The sequence below is a fragment of the Micromonospora sp. WMMA1949 genome, assembly GCF_027460145.1.
Classification (GTDB): Bacteria; Actinomycetota; Actinomycetes; order Mycobacteriales; family Micromonosporaceae; genus Micromonospora.
In genome coordinates this window covers 1,999,092-2,015,078 of the sequence record NZ_JAPZBG010000001.1, presented here as the reverse complement: position 1 = coordinate 2,015,078, position 15,987 = coordinate 1,999,092, and the positions used below count along the sequence as shown (strand labels likewise).

At 74.4% G+C, this 15,987-nt stretch carries 19 protein-coding genes; 14 read left to right on the top strand and 5 right to left on the bottom strand.

Features of this window, described 5'->3' with window-relative positions; translation table 11 throughout:
• Positions 1 to 72 precede the first annotated feature (72 nt).
• The 8 genes from O7607_RS09255 (at position 73) to O7607_RS09220 (ending at position 6,468) form a co-directional block, all read left to right on the top strand.
• Positions 73 to 771 carry a DUF6758 family protein gene (locus O7607_RS09255; protein ID WP_332367305.1) on the top strand — a complete coding sequence of 233 codons (699 nt, stop codon included), beginning with the start codon at positions 73 to 75 and terminating at the stop codon, positions 769 to 771.
• A 118-nt stretch (positions 772 to 889) separates the two neighbouring features.
• Positions 890 to 1,048 carry a hypothetical protein gene (locus O7607_RS09250; protein WP_013283898.1) on the top strand — a complete coding sequence of 53 codons (159 nt, stop codon included), beginning with the start codon at positions 890 to 892 and terminating at the stop codon, positions 1,046 to 1,048.
• A 6-nt stretch (positions 1,049 to 1,054) separates the two neighbouring features.
• Complete coding sequence (locus O7607_RS09245) at positions 1,055 to 1,906, top strand: PH domain-containing protein (protein WP_269702430.1); 852 nt, start codon at positions 1,055 to 1,057, stop codon at positions 1,904 to 1,906.
• 106 nt (positions 1,907 to 2,012) lie between these two features.
• A complete protein-coding gene (locus O7607_RS09240; RefSeq protein ID WP_269702428.1) occupies positions 2,013 to 2,714 on the top strand; it encodes a SigE family RNA polymerase sigma factor in 702 nt (233 codons plus the stop codon).
• A 56-nt stretch (positions 2,715 to 2,770) separates the two neighbouring features.
• The gene (locus O7607_RS09235) at positions 2,771 to 3,988 is read left to right on the top strand and encodes a hypothetical protein (protein ID WP_269702427.1); all 1,218 of its coding nucleotides are present in this window, start codon (positions 2,771 to 2,773) and stop codon (positions 3,986 to 3,988) included.
• Positions 3,989 to 3,998: 10 nt separating this feature from the next.
• Positions 3,999 to 4,865 carry a PHP domain-containing protein gene (locus O7607_RS09230; protein WP_269702425.1) on the top strand — a complete coding sequence of 289 codons (867 nt, stop codon included), beginning with the start codon at positions 3,999 to 4,001 and terminating at the stop codon, positions 4,863 to 4,865.
• 31 nt (positions 4,866 to 4,896) lie between these two features.
• Complete coding sequence (locus tag O7607_RS09225; RefSeq protein WP_269702423.1) at positions 4,897 to 5,511, top strand: MarC family protein; 615 nt, start codon at positions 4,897 to 4,899, stop codon at positions 5,509 to 5,511.
• 123 nt (positions 5,512 to 5,634) lie between these two features.
• A complete protein-coding gene (locus O7607_RS09220) occupies positions 5,635 to 6,468 on the top strand; it encodes a RecB family exonuclease (protein ID WP_269706929.1) in 834 nt (277 codons plus the stop codon).
• 13 nt (positions 6,469 to 6,481) lie between these two features.
• On the opposite strand, the gene O7607_RS09215 is transcribed toward O7607_RS09220, so the two are convergent.
• Both O7607_RS09215 and O7607_RS09210 read right to left on the bottom strand, forming a co-directional pair.
• Complete coding sequence (locus O7607_RS09215; protein ID WP_269702422.1) at positions 6,482 to 7,333, bottom strand: oxygenase MpaB family protein; 852 nt, start codon at positions 7,331 to 7,333, stop codon at positions 6,482 to 6,484.
• Positions 7,334 to 7,380: 47 nt separating this feature from the next.
• Entirely contained in the window at positions 7,381 to 7,809 is a 429-nt protein-coding gene (locus tag O7607_RS09210) for a Fur family transcriptional regulator (RefSeq protein ID WP_030501115.1), read from the bottom strand.
• A 162-nt stretch (positions 7,810 to 7,971) separates the two neighbouring features.
• On the opposite strand from O7607_RS09210, the gene O7607_RS09205 reads away from it, so the two are divergent.
• Positions 7,972 to 8,454 carry a DUF2231 domain-containing protein gene (locus O7607_RS09205; protein WP_269702421.1) on the top strand — a complete coding sequence of 161 codons (483 nt, stop codon included), beginning with the start codon at positions 7,972 to 7,974 and terminating at the stop codon, positions 8,452 to 8,454.
• 10 nt (positions 8,455 to 8,464) lie between these two features.
• Here the strand turns inward: O7607_RS09205 and O7607_RS09200 are convergent, their stop codons facing one another.
• Positions 8,465 to 9,082: a hypothetical protein gene (locus O7607_RS09200; protein ID WP_269702420.1), complete on the bottom strand. Its 618-nt coding sequence runs from the start codon at positions 9,080 to 9,082 to the stop codon at positions 8,465 to 8,467.
• 120 nt (positions 9,083 to 9,202) lie between these two features.
• Here O7607_RS09200 and O7607_RS09195 point away from each other — a divergent pair, with 120 nt between their 5' ends.
• Positions 9,203 to 9,379 carry a hypothetical protein gene (locus O7607_RS09195; protein ID WP_269707123.1) on the top strand — a complete coding sequence of 59 codons (177 nt, stop codon included), beginning with the start codon at positions 9,203 to 9,205 and terminating at the stop codon, positions 9,377 to 9,379.
• A 60-nt stretch (positions 9,380 to 9,439) separates the two neighbouring features.
• Here O7607_RS09195 and O7607_RS09190 read toward each other — a convergent pair whose 3' ends face one another.
• Positions 9,440 to 9,916, bottom strand: coding sequence for a flagellar biosynthesis protein FlgA (locus tag O7607_RS09190; protein WP_269702418.1), 477 nt, complete (start codon positions 9,914 to 9,916; stop codon positions 9,440 to 9,442).
• A 358-nt stretch (positions 9,917 to 10,274) separates the two neighbouring features.
• Here O7607_RS09190 and O7607_RS09185 point away from each other — a divergent pair, with 358 nt between their 5' ends.
• Positions 10,275 to 10,490, top strand: a complete 216-nt coding sequence (locus O7607_RS09185) for a hypothetical protein (protein WP_269706928.1) — start codon at positions 10,275 to 10,277, stop codon at positions 10,488 to 10,490.
• A gap of 218 nt (positions 10,491 to 10,708) precedes the next feature.
• On the opposite strand, the gene O7607_RS09175 is transcribed toward O7607_RS09185, so the two are convergent.
• Positions 10,709 to 11,356: a 5-formyltetrahydrofolate cyclo-ligase gene (locus tag O7607_RS09175; protein ID WP_433494950.1), complete on the bottom strand. Its 648-nt coding sequence runs from the start codon at positions 11,354 to 11,356 to the stop codon at positions 10,709 to 10,711.
• 82 nt (positions 11,357 to 11,438) lie between these two features.
• On the opposite strand from O7607_RS09175, the gene O7607_RS09170 reads away from it, so the two are divergent.
• Genes O7607_RS09170 through O7607_RS09160 form a run of 3 tightly spaced genes read left to right on the top strand, consistent with a single transcriptional unit; the run spans position 11,439 to position 15,937 of the window.
• A complete protein-coding gene (locus tag O7607_RS09170) occupies positions 11,439 to 13,628 on the top strand; it encodes a GGDEF domain-containing protein (RefSeq protein WP_269702414.1) in 2,190 nt (729 codons plus the stop codon).
• 9 nt (positions 13,629 to 13,637) lie between these two features.
• On the top strand, positions 13,638 to 14,627 hold the full coding sequence (locus O7607_RS09165; RefSeq protein ID WP_269702412.1) for a UTP--glucose-1-phosphate uridylyltransferase: 990 nt from the start codon (positions 13,638 to 13,640) through the stop codon (positions 14,625 to 14,627).
• On the top strand, positions 14,624 to 15,937 hold the full coding sequence (locus O7607_RS09160) for a molybdopterin molybdotransferase MoeA (RefSeq protein ID WP_135243213.1): 1,314 nt from the start codon (positions 14,624 to 14,626) through the stop codon (positions 15,935 to 15,937). Before O7607_RS09165 ends, O7607_RS09160 begins: the two co-directional genes overlap by 4 nt.
• The last annotated feature ends 50 nt before the right edge of the window (positions 15,938 to 15,987 follow it).

The following is a 15,987-nucleotide window of genomic DNA, read 5'->3' as shown; positions in this document are numbered from 1 at the left end:
ACCGGATGGAAATCCCACGCTCGTCGGCCCGCCCCGCTTGACGCCTCGCCGGTCCGGGGCGACGGTGAGGGTGTGACTGTCGCGGTGAGTTGTCCGAAGTGCGCGGGCCCGGTGCGCGAGCCGGACCTGATGCACGCCGATCACCGGTGCGTGCGGTGCGGGCCGATCGCGCCGCTGCACGTGCCGGAGCACATCAGCGCCGAGATCATGGCCAGCGTGGTCGAGCGGATGGCCGCCGACCCCGACCCGGCCGGTCGGCTCCGGATGCCGCTGTGGTGCCCGTGGCCGCTGCCTCCGGGCTGGACGCTCACCGGTGTGGCCTGGGCGGGCGACGACCGCGGCGGTGTCCGGGCCACCCTGGTCGCGTGTGCCGGACCGGCCCCCCTGGACGGTGGGCCAGCCGATCTGATCTTCGTCGCCGAGGAGCCCGGCGTCGGTCTCGGATCCCGCTTCGCGGGACTGCCCGGACCCGATCCGGGCCCGCAGGTGGAGGAGGCGCTCACCGATCCCGGCCCTGGTCATCCCGAGCGGTTGCCGCACGCGAAGATCCGGGTGGGGGGTCACCCGACTCCACTGTGGCTGGTGCGCTCCGAAACGGATCGAAGCGCGTACGCCGGCGAGGCTCGGGGAATGTGGCTCCATGCGATAGCCTGGCCGGCGAGTGCGGGTCACCTCCTCGCGGAAGAAGTCGTGCTGCACGACCTCACCGAGTGGACACCGCCCGAACTCGTGTACGGCGCACCGTCTCCGTATCTGCACGGGCGGGCCTGACCGGCCCGTCACGGCGAGTCGGGGAGCGGACGCAGATATTCACGGTAAGACACCATGCTGATACTCTGGGTGCCGCTGCGGTAAACGGACCCGGCGCCGCGCGAGAGGATGGCCCGCTATGGTCAAGAAGGTCCTCACCTGGGCCGGCATCGCATTCTTGATCTTCTTTGTTGCGTACCGGCCCAACTCCGCCGCCGACGTCTTCAAGTCTCTCGGTGGCGGCATCATGGACATCGCGCAGGGCTTCGGCGACTTCTTCACCAACCTCGTCGCCTAGCCGCCCATGGGAAGCCCCTCCGGTCCACCCTTCGACCCGGACGACCCCGACCGGGCACGCCGGGAACGCGACACCGAGCCGATCCCCCGGATCGACCCGGACGACCCGGCCGGTTACGGCCCCGGCCCGTACGCGGACGCGGACGACGCCGGCTACGGCAGCGCCTATGCCGGTGAGGGGCGGTCCGGCCGGGCCTGGGCGCGCGATCCGGACGGCTTCCCGGATCAGCCGATCTCCGAGGAGGAGCTGGCCGGGCTGCGGTCCGACGCCACCGGCATGGCACCCCGCCGGGTGCTGCCGCTGGAGGACGAGCCCAGCTCACTCGTGGCGCGCTACCTCTTCCCCACCGAGCGCTACCGGGGCGAGTGGAAGCGGCACTGGATCCACCTCACCACCCCGATCATCGTCGGCGTGGCGGCCACGTTCGTGCTCGGCTACCTGTCCGGATTCCTCGCCGGGCGGGACGTCGGCGCGTTGACCACCGTCGCCGTGCTGCTCTGGTTCGGCGTGATGGGCTGGGTCGCCTGGAAGGTCGCCGACTGGTGGTACGACCGGTTCATCCTGACCAACAAGCGGGTCATGGTGGTCAACGGGATCATCACCCGGCAGGTCGCGATGATGCCGCTCACCCGGGTCACCGACATGAAGTACGAGCAGAGCCCGACCGGCCGTGCCCTCAACTACGGCACGTTCGTGCTGGAGTCGGCCGGCCAGGAACAGGCGCTCCGGGTGATCAAGAACCTGCCCAACCCGAACGAGCTCTACCTGCGTGTGGTCGAGGAGATGTACGAGCCGCAGGCGGTCGAGGCGCGGTTGGGCAAGGAGGCCGACGAGGCCAAGGCCGACGACGGAGCCTGAAACTTTTCGTCCGAACATCGGATGAACTGCACACCTTCCGCCATCGACCCGGGCGGCCCGGCCGTGGCATTCTGCCAGGCAGGACGGGGGGAGAATGGGTGTGGTGGTGAGCAGAGATCCGCTGGAGGAGGAGTTCCGCGAGTTCGTCGCGGCCCGCTCCGGCGCCCTGCTGCGCACCGCCTACCTGCTCGCCGGTGACTGGGCCACCGCCGAGGATCTGCTCCAGACCGCGCTCACGAAGACCTACCTGGCCTGGAAGCGGCTCGGCGGGATCGACGCCATCGAGCCGTACGCCCGCCGGGTCATGGTCAACACGTCCACCAGCTGGTGGCGGCGCCGCTGGCACGGCGAGCGCCCCACCGAGGTGCTGCCGGAGCGCGCCGGTGTCGACGAGATCGAGCAGCAACTCGACCGGGACGCGCTCTGGCGGCACCTCCAGGCGCTGCCGGCCCGGCAGCGGGCCGTGCTGGTGCTGCGCTTCTACGAGGACATGTCCGAGGCGCAGACCGCCGCGCTGCTGGAGATCTCCCCGGGCACTGTGAAGAGCCAGACCTCCCGGGCGCTGAACACGCTGCGCCGCCGGCTCGGCTCCGAGGCGGCGCTGAGCCTGCCCACGCCCGCCGACGCGCCGACGCCGAACCCGGCCGCCCCGACCGCGCCCGCCACGTCCGGCCGGTCCGTCCCGCCGGCCCGGGGCGGCGAGCCGGCTCGTACCCCGGCGCGGCGGCCCGCCGCCCGGGTGCCGCGACCGGCCCCGCCCGCGACTCCGGTCCGTCCCGCAGTCCCGATCGCGGCGGAGAGCCGATGAGCGGCACCCGGCAGCACAGTGACAACCGGACAGGCAGCCCGGAGCGTCCATTCCCCGTGAGCGACGACCAGCTGGAGCGGGCGCTGCGGGAGACCCTGTCCCGCCGCGTCGCCACGCCCCGCCCGCTGCCCGTCGACCCGGCCGGGGAGATCCTGCGCCGGGCACGGCGGACGGGCCGGCGGCGTACGCTCACCGGCCTGGCCCTGGCCGGGGTCGCCACCGTGTTCATCACGACCGGAGTGGCCCAGTTCAGCGCGTCGGGCGGCGACGGCGGCACGCCCACTGTGGTGCTCGGCGACCCGCCCGTCCTCTACCCGTCCCCGGACACCGCCGGGCCGTCCTCGATCACCCGGTTCGGGCCGGTCCGCGCCGAACTCGACCTGCTCGTCGGTGACCGGCTGGACACCAGCGGCGGCGAACGGCGGCAGCTGACCGGTGTGAGCGGCGTCGAACGGGCGCAGCGGATCCACGAGCAGGAAGGCTGGCTGCTCACCTCGGCGGCCACCGTCGCCGGCCGTACCCTCTGGTGGGTGCCGGTCAGCGGCGCCACGCCCCAGGTGATGCTCGCCGCCGCGGACGCGGTGGCCGTCTCCGCGGACGGACGCCAGGTCGCCTGGCGGGACGGCACGGACCTGATCGCGGCCGGTGTGGTCGCCGGCCAGCTCATCGCGCCGGTCCGGATCGCCGCGCCGGAGGGCGCCGTGCCGGTCGGATTCGCCGGGGACGCCGTGCTGATCCAGCAGCCCGGCGACGGCGGGATGAGCGTGTGGGACCGCGCGCTGGGCGGGCAGCCGGGCCCGGTGAACCCGGACGTCCGCACCGTCTACGGCACGCGGCCCGACGGCCGGGTGGTCGGCCTGGTCGCCGCCGGGCGGGACGAGCAACTCTGCCTGGCCCTGCTGGACCCGGCACGCGACCTCGCCCCGGTGCGTACCGGATGCGGTCTGAAGCTGGCCACCGACGGGCTCGGCGCCGTCTCCTTCGACGGCCGGTGGCTGCTCGCCAACGGCACGTCGCGCACCGCTCTCCTGGTCGACCTGCGCGACCCGGCCAGCCCGGTCACCCACCCGGCCGGCCCGCTGCTGGCCGGCGGCGTGTCCTGGACCCGGGCCGGGGTGGCGTTGCACGTGGACGCGACCGGCGGGCTGGTCCGGGTCAAGCCCGAGCGGGTGCTGGCCGGTGACCGGCCGACGGCCTCGCGCGTCGAAGGGCTGGCGCCGGAGGACCGCCCGGTGGTGGTGGCCGACGTCCCCACGGTGCCGGACGGGGCGTAGCGTCGGGCGGGTGAGCGTCCCGGCCCGCATCGACCTGCACACCCACTCCACCGCAAGCGACGGCACCCTGACCCCCGCCGAGCTGGTCCGGGCCGCCGCCGACGCCGGGCTCGACGTGGTGGCACTCACCGACCACGACACCACCGCGGGCTGGGCGCCCGCCGTCGCCGCCCTGCCGCCCGGGCTCACCCTGATCCGTGGCGCGGAGATCTCCTGCCGGTGGTTCGGCGTCGAGCCGGCCCTCCCGCTGCACCTGCTCGCGTACCTGTTCGACCCGGACGAGCCGGAACTGGCCGCGGAGCTGGCCCGGGTACGCCGGGCCCGCGAGGAACGCGGCGAGCGCATCGTGCGGCTGCTCCAGGCCGACGGCATCCCGGTGAGCTGGACGGAGATCCTGGCCGGCGCGGGCGGCGGCACCGTCGGCCGCCCGCACATCGCGCAGGCGCTGATCCGGGCCGGCCTGGTCGCCACCACCACCGAGGCGTTCGGGCCGGACTGGCTCGGCGAGCGGTACCGGCTGCCGAAGGACGACATCGAGGTGTTCCAGGCGGTGGCGCTGGTGCGGGCGGCGGGCGGCGTGCCCGTCTTCGCCCACCCGAAGGCCAGCAGGCGCGGCCGGATCGTGCCGGACGAGCTGGTCGCGGACCTGGCGGCGGCCGGCCTGGCCGGGCTGGAGGCCGACCACGAGGACCACGACCCGGCCGAGCGGGCGCACGTCCGCCGGCTCGCCGCCGACCTGGGACTGCTGGTCACCGGCTCGTCCGACTTCCACGGCACGCACAAGACCGTCCGGCTCGGCGCGCACACCACAGGGCCCGAGGCGTACGAGCGGATCGTCGCGCTGGCCCGCGGGGTGACCCCTGTCGCTTCGAGCTGAAGCGATCCGACGGCACGGCTACCGTGTCCGCGTGGATCTCAAGCTCTTCGGCGAGGTCTTCGTGACCCTGCTGGTGATCGTCGACCCGCCCGGAATGATGCCCATCTTCCTCGCGCTGACCGGGCCGCTGCCCGCGCGTGACCGGAACCGGGCCGCCTGGCAGGCCGTGGCGCTGGCGCTCGGGGTCATCGTGATCTTCGCGGTGGCGGGGCAGACGATCCTGGCGTACCTGCACGTCGACCTGCCCGCCCTCCAGGCGGCGGGTGGGCTGCTGCTGATCCTCGTCGCGCTGGAGCTGCTGACCGGCAAGGCGGACGACCCGAGCCAGCAGGTCACCTCGAACATCGCGCTGGTGCCGCTCGGCACCCCGCTGCTGGCCGGGCCGGGCGCCATCGTGGCCACCATGCTGTTCGTGCAGCAGGCCGGCGGCGCCGTCGACTACCTCGCCATCGGGCTCGCCATCGTCGCCGTGATGGTGACCGTCTGGGTGGTGCTGCGCTTCTCCGGCGGCATCGTCAAGGTGCTGCGTCCCGGCGGCATCGAGGTGCTGACCCGGATCGCCGGTCTGCTGCTGGCCGCCATCGCCGTGCAGCTCATCGCCGACGCGATCGCCGCGTTCGTGACCCAGTACCTCAACAACGCCTGAGCGGGTCCGTCCGGTGTCGTACCCGGATGGCAGGATTGCCGGGTGCGACGACAGTCAGCAGCCAGTGGCTCCCGGGCTCCCCGACCCCGCACCGAGCAGTCCGAGCAGCTCGGCTTCGAGGGCATGCCGGAGCGCCTGTTCGTCTGCACACCGAGCAAGCTCGGCGCGTACGCGGACTGCGCCCGCCGCTACCGCTACGCCTACGTCGACCGCCCCGCGCCGCCCAAGGGCCCGCCGTGGGCGCACAACTCGCTCGGCGCGAGCGTCCACACCGCGCTGAAGAACTGGTACGCGCTGGCCCCCGACCGCCGCCGCCCCGAGGTGCTCGGCACGCTGCTCAAGGGCACCTGGGTCCGCGAGGGCTACCGCGACGACGAGCAGGAGCGCGACGCCTTCCGGCGGGCCCTGACCTGGCTCGAGAGCTACGTGGCGGGCCTGGACCCGGCCGACGAGCCGGTCGGCGTGGAACGGGTCGTCGCGGTGAAGACCGCGGTGCTCGCCTTCAACGGCCGCACCGACCGGATCGACTCGCGTCCCGGCCCGGACGGGCGGCCCGAGCTGGTCATCGTCGACTACAAGACCGGCCGCACCGGGCTCGACGCCGACGACGCGCGCGGCTCGCAGGCGCTCGCGCTCTACGCGTACGCGGCCGAGCGGGTGTTCCGCAAGCCGTGCCGCCGGGTCGAGCTGCACCACCTGCCCACCGGCACCGTCGCCGCCCACGAGCACACGCCGGAGTCCCTGCACCGGCAGCTCACCCGCGCCGAGGACACCGCACGCGACATCATGGCCGCCGAGCACGCGGTGGCCGACGGCGCCGACCCCGACACGGCGTTCCCCACCGAGCCGGGTCCGCGCTGCGGCTGGTGCGACTACCGGCGTACGTGCCCGACCGGCGCGCAGACCCCCGGCAAGGAGCCCTGGTCGGCCGTCGAGCGGTTCACCGACCCGGAGTGAACGCGGGTCGCCGTCAGGCCGCGGCCAGGCGGGCGGCGCGTTCCTTGGCGGCCTGCTGCAGCGGGCCCTCCCGGTAGCGCCGGGGCACCGCGGCCAGCGCCAGTCGCAGCGCCCGCGCGCTCAGGTCCGCCGACAGGGCGGTGGTGGGCAGGCCCAGCCCGCCGTAGAGCCGCAACGCCCAGGGCGGCAGCATCCCCAGCGCGGTGGCGGCGATCCCGAAGTACGCCCAGCGCGGCGGCCCCAGGTTCAGGCCGACCCGCGCCGGCATGCTGAGCTTCCACGGGATCGGCGGCGCGGTCAGGAACACCGCGGTCTCGGCCGCCTCGCGGGTCATCCGCAACTGCGGGCGCACGTCCCGGTAGTAGTCCGCCACCTCGGCGGCGGTGCCCGGTACGTCCTCCGGGTCCAGCCCGACCAGGGCCGCCGACCGGCGCTGCTCGGAGTAGTAGCCGTCCACCTCGTCGTCGGTGAGCGCCAGCCCGGCCCGCCGGGCGGTGCTCACGAACGACTCGACCTCGGTGACGTGCACCCAGCGCAGCAGCTCCGGCTCGTCGATGCGGAACTCCTCACCGGTGACCGGGTCGGTGGCGCGCATCCGGGCATGCCGCGTCCGCAGCCGCCGCCCGGCCGCCTCCGCCTCGGCCGTGGTGCCGTAGATCGTCGTGCCCACGTAGTTCGCCGTGCGGACCAGCCGGCCCCAGGCGTCGGTGCGGTAGTTGCTGTTCTGTGCGACGCCGGCCATCGCACGGGGATGCAGCGCCTGGAGGTAGAGCGAGCGCAGGCCGGCGACGATCAGGATCGGTTCCTCGTGCACCTTCCACGTGACCGACCCCGGACCGAAGAGGCCGAGATCTTCGGTGTCCACCGATCAAGAGTGCCACGCGCCGTCGCCGGCCGTCCTCGGTGCGGCGGTCAGTCGTCGGCGGAGCGGCGGGACTGACAGGCCGGGCAGAGGCCCCAGAAGGTCACTTCCGCCTCGTCCAGCTCGAAGCCGTGCGCCACGTTCGGGTCCAGGCAGGGGGCGCTGCCGACCGCGCAGTCCACGTCGGCGATCTCGCCGCAGCCCCGGCACACCACGTGGTGGTGGTTGTCGCCGACCCGGGCCTCGTACCGCGCCGGACTGCCGGCCGGTTCGATCCGACGGGACAGCCCGGCCCGCGACAGGGCGCCGAGCACGTCGTAGACGGCCTGGGTGGAGACCGAGTCGATCCGCTGGCGGACCCGCCGGGTGATCTCGTCGACCTCCAGGTGACCGCCGGCGGAGAGCACGTCCAGCACGGCGAGACGCGGCCGGGTGACCCGTAGGCCCCTCGACCGGAGCAGCTCCTCACCCGTGGACATGGATCCATGACAGCACGGGGCAGGCGGGCCGACAAGCGAGCGTTGTTCACCCGTGGCCGGGGCCACAGGTGAACCGGCGCCGCCGCGCTCGCGTGTATCGGAGGTAGGCGGCGTCACGCCGTACGCTGAGCGCGCCAAACCACGCACTCGCCGGAGGTGTCGGTGTTCAGGGAAATCAACGGTCTGCCGGTCCATGTGCTCGTCATCCACGCGGTGGTGGTGCTGGTGCCGCTGCTGGCACTGTTCGCCGTCGCGTACGGGGTGCTGCCCCGCTGGCGGCCCCGCCTCGACTGGGCGGTCGCGGCGCTCGCCGTGATCACCCCGATCCTCGCCTGGGTGGCGACCGAGTCCGGTGAGGAACTCGAGGGGGTCCTGCGCGCGAAGGGCTACCCGCCGGACCGGCTCCAGCAGATCAGCGAGCACGCGTCGTACGGCGACACGCTGTTCTGGTACGCGCTCGGGCTCGGCGTCGCGGCGCTGCTGCTGGTGCTGTCGACGAGCCGCTTCGTCGCGGGCCGGAACCTGCCCCGCTGGCTCCCGGTGGTGCTCACCGTCGTGGTGGCGGTGCTCGCGGTCTTCGCGCTCGTGTACGTCTACCTGACCGGGGACAGCGGCGCCAAGGTGGTCTGGGACGGCGTGGTCTGACCGCTGCGGGTCAGAACAGCACCCGCGAGCAGAGCAGGCAGGTGAGCAGCACCAGCACCACCGCCACGGCCGCTCCGATGCCGTAGGTGAGCCGCTGGGCGCGCTGCTCCGCCTGGTCCATCGCGGCCATGTCCTGCGGCGGGAGCCGGCGCGGCGGTGACGGCTGCACGTGTACCGGTGGCCGCCAGCCGGGCGGCGGAGGCGTGCTCGGCGGCGGTCCCGCGTAACCCGAGGGCGGCGGGCCACCGCCGGGCGAGCCCGGCCACGCGCCGCCGGCCACCGTCCAGCCGCCTGCCGCCTCCGGACGCGCCCACGGACTCTCGGTGGCCGCTTCGCGTGACCACGGGCTGGCGTTCCCGGCCGCTTCCGGCGTCTCCGCCGCCTCGGCGGCTTCCGGCGTGTCCGCCGCCCCGGCGGCTTCCGGCGTGTCGGCTGCTCCGGTGGCTCCAGCGGCTCCGGTGGCGGCTCCGGCGGTGTCGATCCCGCCGGCGACGGCCCGGTCTGCGGCGGTGGTGCGCGGCTCGGGCTGCCCGGCGGTCACTGTCGGATCGTCGGTGCGGTCCGGATCATGGCCCTCCGGGCGTCGCCAGGTCTCGTCGTCGCGGCTGCCACCGCTCGGCGTCGTCACGCCGTCCGACGCTACCAACGCCCCGGCCGGTCGGCCGCCCGACGCGTCGATCACCGCCGCCCGGCCCGCCACGCTTCCGGGATCGAGCCGGCGGCCGGTTCGGCGGTATCGTTGCTGATCGTGACCGACCCCGTCATCCGGACACCGCGCGGCGACGACGACCGCGTGGTCGACCTCAGCGAAGACTTCGTGGTGCTGCCCGAGCAGACCAGCGACGACACCGATCGCGGCTGGGGCGAGCGCCCCGGCGGCAACGACGACTGGCTGCTCGCCGAGCGCCCGCCGCACTGGAGCTGATCGTCTTCGGCCCGCGCCGGGCTTTCGCGCCGGGCGGCGGCCCTTGACCGCGGCCTCGCGTCAGCCGCGTACCACCACGGCGAAGCGGCTGCCCTCCGGCAACCCGACCGCCCGCCGGGCCTGCTCCGGCGGCAGCGCCAGGTAGAGCGCCGAGGAGCCGTCGACAGCTCCGGTGGCGCCGACCACGTCGAGCACCAGCGCGCGGGGAGCCAGCAGCGTGGGGTCGGGCGTACCGCCGGCGGGCACGACGAGCAGGTCGACCCGGGCACCCGGGCGCAGCACCGCGAGGGCCGCCGGCTCGGCCAGCCGGATCGGGACGCCCACCGCGCCGGCCGGCAGGGCAGGGATGCCGCCGGACGGTGACGCCGCCGCCGAGGCGGCCGGGGACGAGCCGGGCGGCGGGCAGGACGGCGGCGTCTGGAGCACCGCCGCGGCCAACCCCAGCAGCACCGCGACGAGTGTCACCCGCAGCAGCGTCCGGCGCCGCGGCAGGCCGCGCCAGCGGACCGGACGCAACGTCCCCTCGTCATCCGTCACCGCTGCCTCCCGCCGCCGACCTACCGTCCGACCGCAGGCTAGGCCCGGCCTTCCGGCGCGCGCCGCCCCGTCGCCCGCCCCTGTGGATAACCCGCCGTCCTGTGGACAACGTCAGCCCGCCGACCGAAGCCCGGACCCACGCGCCGATCAGGTGGCCGACGGTGAGCCCTCGCGCGGCCTGCTGACGACGGCGGAGAACGGCGGATCCGCCAGGCAAGCGGCGACGGCGGAGAAGGCGGATCCGCCGGGCTCGCGCCGGCGAGCGGATCACCTGGCAACAACCACCCGGCCACCTGCGAGTGGCAAACGGCAACCCGCAAAGACGTGGCCGCCCCGAACGGGGACGGCCACCTGTCGCGTGCGAAAGGGGGGTCAGGACGAGCTGGACGCCGCCGGTGCCTTGCTCGCCGTCGATCCCGAACCGGACGACGAAGACGACGAGGACGAACCGGACGACGAGGACGTCGTCGACGACGAGGAGTCCGACGACGAGGACGACGACTCGGACTTGGCCGGCTTGCTCGTGGTCGAGGCACCGTTGTCGGAGCCGGACGTACGGGAGTCCGTGCGGTAGAAGCCGGAGCCCTTGAACACGATGCCTACCGAGTTGAAGAGCTTGCGCAGCCGCCCCTCACACGCCGGGCACTCGGTCAGCGGCTCGTCCGAGAAGGACTGCACCGCCTCGAGCTGGTGGCCGCACGCGGTGCAGGCGTACTGGTACGTGGGCACGTTCTCCTCCGGATCTTCGGCACGGCCTGTTGGCACTCCTGGTCTTCGAGTGCCAATGGTGCGTCATGACCCCCGGGTTCGTCCAGCGGAAGCGCCCGGGCCCACACCCGGGACCGCCACCAGCCCCTCCGCCGGGGTGATCACGCAGTGCACCGGGCGGTCGTGCGGCAGGGCGGGCACCGCCTCCACCAGCTCGCCGTCGTGCAGCAGCGCCACGGTCGGCACTGTCGCGGGCACCCGGGCCAGCGCGCGGTCGTACGAGCCGCCGCCCCGGCCCAGCCGGATGCCCCGGCGGTCCACCGCCACCGCCGGCACCACGACCAGGCCGGCTCCGGCCACGGCGGAACGCCCCCGGGGCGGGGCGGTCGGCTCGCGCAGCCCTCGGCCGGCGGCGCGCAGCGACTCCGGGCCGGTGTAGGGGGCCCAGTCGAGGTCCAGGTCGTCGCGGAGCACCGGCAGCAGCAACTCGGCGTCGGGCGGCAGCGCGGCGCGCAGCACGTCCGGCAGGTCGTCCCCGCCGGGCTCGGACGCGACCGGGACGTACGCGCTCATCCGGGCCGGTCGCAGCCGTCGTACCAGGGTCACCAGCTCGGCCTGGACGGCGGCCGCCGCGACCGCGCGGTCGGCCGCGGACAGCGACCGGCGCGCGGCGAGTAGCGCGATGCGCATCTCCCGCTTCGCATCGTGCGCTTCATCCGAAAATTCCGGCACGCAACACTCCTGACGCAACGCTTGCCTAATGGTCGCTCTGTGTCAGCATCGCACCAAGGGAGCGGAACTTCCGGGGGGAAGATTGACGCTACGCGGGCGGTTGACGGCGGCTTTCCTCGCGGTGGTCCTCGGCCCCGTCCTGCTCGGCGCGTTCTTCGTCGGGGCCACCCTCAGCGCCGTCGACCACAGCCGCGCCACCGAACGGCTGGGCCTGGCCGCGGCCGGCGTCCGTACCTCGATCGACGCGCTCTGCCAGCAACTCCGCGCGGCGGCCGACGCGGTCGCCCTGGTGGGCGACCCGGCCGTCCGGTCGCGTGCGGCCGACCAGGTGGTCACCCGGGGCCTGGCCGCCGCCGTGCGGATGGCCGACGCCGCCGGCCGCACCACCTACGCCACGCCCGGCGGGCCGGCCGGGCGCTGGCAGGACTGCGCCGGCACGCCCGCCACCGGAGTCGGGGCGCTCTCCGCCCAGGTCGGGCTCCGCGACGAGGCCGGCACCGACCTGGGGGCGGTCGCCGCCGCCCAGCCCGTCGACCGGGCCTTCGTGGCGCGGCTCGCCGCCGTGACGGGCGTCGGGGTCACCCTCCTCGACGACCCCGGCGGCATCACCCACACGACTGAGGAGCAGGGGGTACGCGCAGCGGTGCTGGCCGCCGCCGGCAAGGCGGACGGGAACCGGGTGACAGGCACCGGCGACGGCCGGTACGTGCGGCGCGTCGGTCCGTCTCCCGGTCAGCCGCTGCCGCTGGTGCTGTCGGTGCCGGGGGAACGTGCGCCCGGCCTGTACGGGGCACTGATCGCCGCGGTCGCGCTCGCCGCCCTGCTGGCAGTGCTCGCGGCCTGGCGGCTGGCCCGGGTGACCACCCGGCCGCTCGGTGAGCTGGCCGGCGCGGTGGACCGGGTGGCGCGCGGCGACCTGAGCGCCCGGGTGCCGGTGCGCAGCCGCGACGAGATCGGACGGCTCGCCAGCGCGTTCAACCGGATGACCCGGGAGACCGGCAGCTACGTGTCGGCGCTGACCAGCAGCCGGGACCAGCTCCGCAACCACCTCGCCGTACTCGGAGACACGCTCGCCAGCACGCACGACCTGCAACGCATCCTGCGGGTGATCCTGGACAGCGCGATCGCCGCCACCGGTGCGCGGGCCGGCGCGGTGCTGCTCGTCGACGGCGACGGCGTCCTCGTCGGCCGGTGCGTGGAAGGCATGGCCGGACGCCGGCCGACCGGTGATCCGGCCGATCCGGCGACGCTGCGGGTGCCGGTCGGCGCCGGGGTGCTCGGCGCGGTCGCCGCCACCGGCGAACCGCGGCGCGGACGGTGGACGCCGCCGGACGTACCGACCGGGGAGCCGTCCTGCGAGACGTACGTGGCGGTGCCGTTCGCCACCCCCGGCGGCACCGAGCCGCGCGGCCCGGACCGGCCCGGCCACCCGCCCGCCGACGGCGACCCGCCCGGCTCGGCCTGCGCGGCGCTCGGCGTGCTGGTCCTCTACGACCGGCTCGGCGGGCACGAGTTCCACGACGACGACGTGGTGACGCTACGGACGTTCGCCGGGCACGCCGCGGTCGCCGTGGAGAACGTCCGGGTGCACGAGGAGGCTCAACGGCTCTCCCTCACCGACCCGCTGACCGGGCTGTGGAACTACCGCTACCTGCGCGAGTCGATCCGCCGGGAGGTGGAACGGGCGAACCGGTTCGGCCGGATGCTCAGCGTGCTCGCGCTCGACCTGGACCGGTTCAAGAACGTCAACGACACCTGGGGGCACGCGGCCGGGGACGCCGTGCTGGTCGAGTTCGCCCGCCGGGTACGCGGCGTGATCCGTGAGGTGGACCTGGCGTTCCGGCAGGGCGGCGAGGAGTTCGTGGTGCTGCTGCCGGAGACCGACGCCCGGGGCGCGACGATCGTCGCCGAGCGGCTCGGCGCGGTGGTACGCGACCAGCCGGTCACGGTGGAGGGGAGCGGCGACGATCCGGTGCGGGTGCCGGTGACCGTCTCCATCGGCATCGCCGTCTACCCGGACCACGCCGCCGACGGCCAGCAGGTGCTCGACGCCGCCGACGACGCGTTGTACGCGGCGAAGGCCGCCGGACGCGACGGCTACCGGCTCGCGCCGGCGCCCGATCCGGTGCCCACCCAGGAGATCCCGGTGGTGGCGGCCGGTCTCAGCCCGCCGGACGGGCTGCCCCGGGCCGGCGCGGCGGACCCGGCGGGCATCGTCCAGGGCGGCGCGTCTTCCGGTCCTCACCCGCCGCGGCAGAGCCGTGGCCGATAGTCTCGCGACATGTCGGAGCACTCAGCGAACCCCTCAGCGGCCCACGGTCGCTCCCGCGCGGTCAAGGCCGTGATCCCGGCCGCCGGCCTGGCCACCCGGTTCCTGCCGGCCACCAAGGCGGTTCCGAAGGAACTGCTGCCGGTCGTCGACCGGCCGGTGCTGCAGTACATCGTCGAGGAGGCCGCCCAGGCCGGCATCGACGACATCCTGCTGATCACCGGTCGCGGCAAGACCTCGATGGTGGACCACTTCGACCGCCGGCCCGACCTGGAGGAACGGCTCGCCAAGAAGCCCGAGCTGCTGGCCGAGGTCAAGCGCACCGAGGAACTGGCAGCGATCTACACGGTCCGCCAGCCGGAACAGCTCGGCCTCGGGCACGCCGTCGGGTACGCCGAGTCGCACGTCGGCGACGCGCCCTTCGCGGTGCTGCTCGGCGACGAGTTCGTCAAGCCGTCCGAGCCGCTGCTGCCGGCCATGCTGGAACTCCAGGCCCGCACCGGCGGCGTGGTGCTCGCGTTCTTCGAGGTCGACCCGGCCGAGACCAGCCGCTACGGCATCGCGTCGGTCGAGCCGGCCGAGTCGGAATACTCCGACATCGCCGAGGTCGTCAAGGTCACCGGCATGGTGGAGAAGCCCAGCCCGGCCGACGCCCCCAGCAACCTCGCCGTCCTCGGCCGGTACGTGCTCCCCGGGAAGATCTTCGACGCGATCCGGCGTACCGAGCCGGGCAGCGGCGGTGAGATCCAGCTGACCGACGCGATGGAGCTGCTGCGTACCGAGGGGGTGCCGGTGCACGCCATCGTCTACCGGGGCACCCGGTACGACACCGGCATGCCGCTCGGCTACCTCCAGACCGTGGTGCAGATCGCCGCCGAGCGGGAGGACCTGGGCGCCGAGTTCCGCAAGTGGCTGGCCGAGTTCGTCAACAAGGGCGACGAGACGGTCACCGCTGCGGTCCTCAACGGCATCCGCGACGCGTCCGGCGGTGCCGATACATGACCGCGACGGCCGACGCCGAGGCGGCCGCGAACGAGTTGACGCCGCTCGCCGACTACCTGGGCAGTGTGCTGCGCAGGTTACGCGCGCTGCCTCCACTCGACCTCGACCTGACCCAGGCGTACGGCAACGTGCTCGCCGAGGACGTGGTCGCCCCGCACTCGTACCCCGCCTTCGACCAGGCGGCGGTGGACGGGTACGCCGCGCGCTGGGAGGACATCTCCGGTGGGAGTCGGGGGCCGGGCTACGTCCCGGCCCCCTCCGGTATGCCCGGTGGCCGCAGCATCCGGCTCAACGTGGTCGGTGACCTGGGCGCTGCCAGCTGGCGGCCGGTGCGGCTCACCCCCGGCTCCTGCTTCTCGGTGGCGGCCGGCGCGCCGCTGCCGATCGGCGCCGACGTGGTCGTCCCGGTGGAGTGGACCGACCAGGGCATGGCCGCCGTCGAGATCTTCCGCGCCCCCAAACGGGGGTACGGCCTGCGCCGCGCCGGGGAGGAGCTGGTCGCCGGCACGCTGCTCGCCCGTGCCGGCGCGTACGTCTCCCCGGCCCTGGTAGCGGTATTCGCCGCCACCGGCATCGGGCACGTGGTGGTGCGGCCCAGCCCGCGCGTGGTGATCGTGGCGACCGGCGACGAGCTGGTGGACGTGGGCCGGGGCAGCCAGCCAGGCCAGGTGGTGGACACCAACTCGCACGCGCTGACCGCGGCAGCCGCGGAGGCGGGCGCGCTCGCGTACCGGGTGGGAATCTGCGACGACGACCCGGAGGCGCTGCGCGGCCTGCTGGAGGACCAGACGCTGCGTGCCGATCTGATCATCACCACCGGCGGCACCGGCACCGGCCCCGGTGACATGGTCCGCCGCATCCTGTCGCGGCGCGACGGCGGCCGGGCCGGGCCGGTCACCTTCACAGAGGTGGCCCTCTATCCCGGAACGGCTCTCGGGTTCGGTACGGTCGGCGCCGAGGAGGTGCCGGTGGTGTGTCTTCCCGGTGAGCCCGGCGCGGCGCTGATCGGCTTCGAGGTGCTGGCCCGACCGGCCATCCAGCTGCTGGCCGGCGCCGAGCCGGTGTTCCGGCCGAGCGTTCGCGCGCACCTGCTGGAGACGGTCTCGTCTCCGGTCGGGCTGCGCGAGTTCCGGCCCGCGCACGTGGCCGAGCGACGCGGCGGCGGGTACACGGTGCAGCCGCTCGCCGGGGGCCCGTACACGCTGTCCGGCCTGTCCGACGCGAACGGCCTGCTGGTGCTCGGCGAGCGGGTCACCACGGCGGCCGCCGGGTCTACCGTGGATGTGCTCCTGTTGGACCGGCGCCGGTGAGCGCGAGGAGTGAGCTTGCGAGCCCCGCAGTCGCGAGCGAAGGGCCGGCT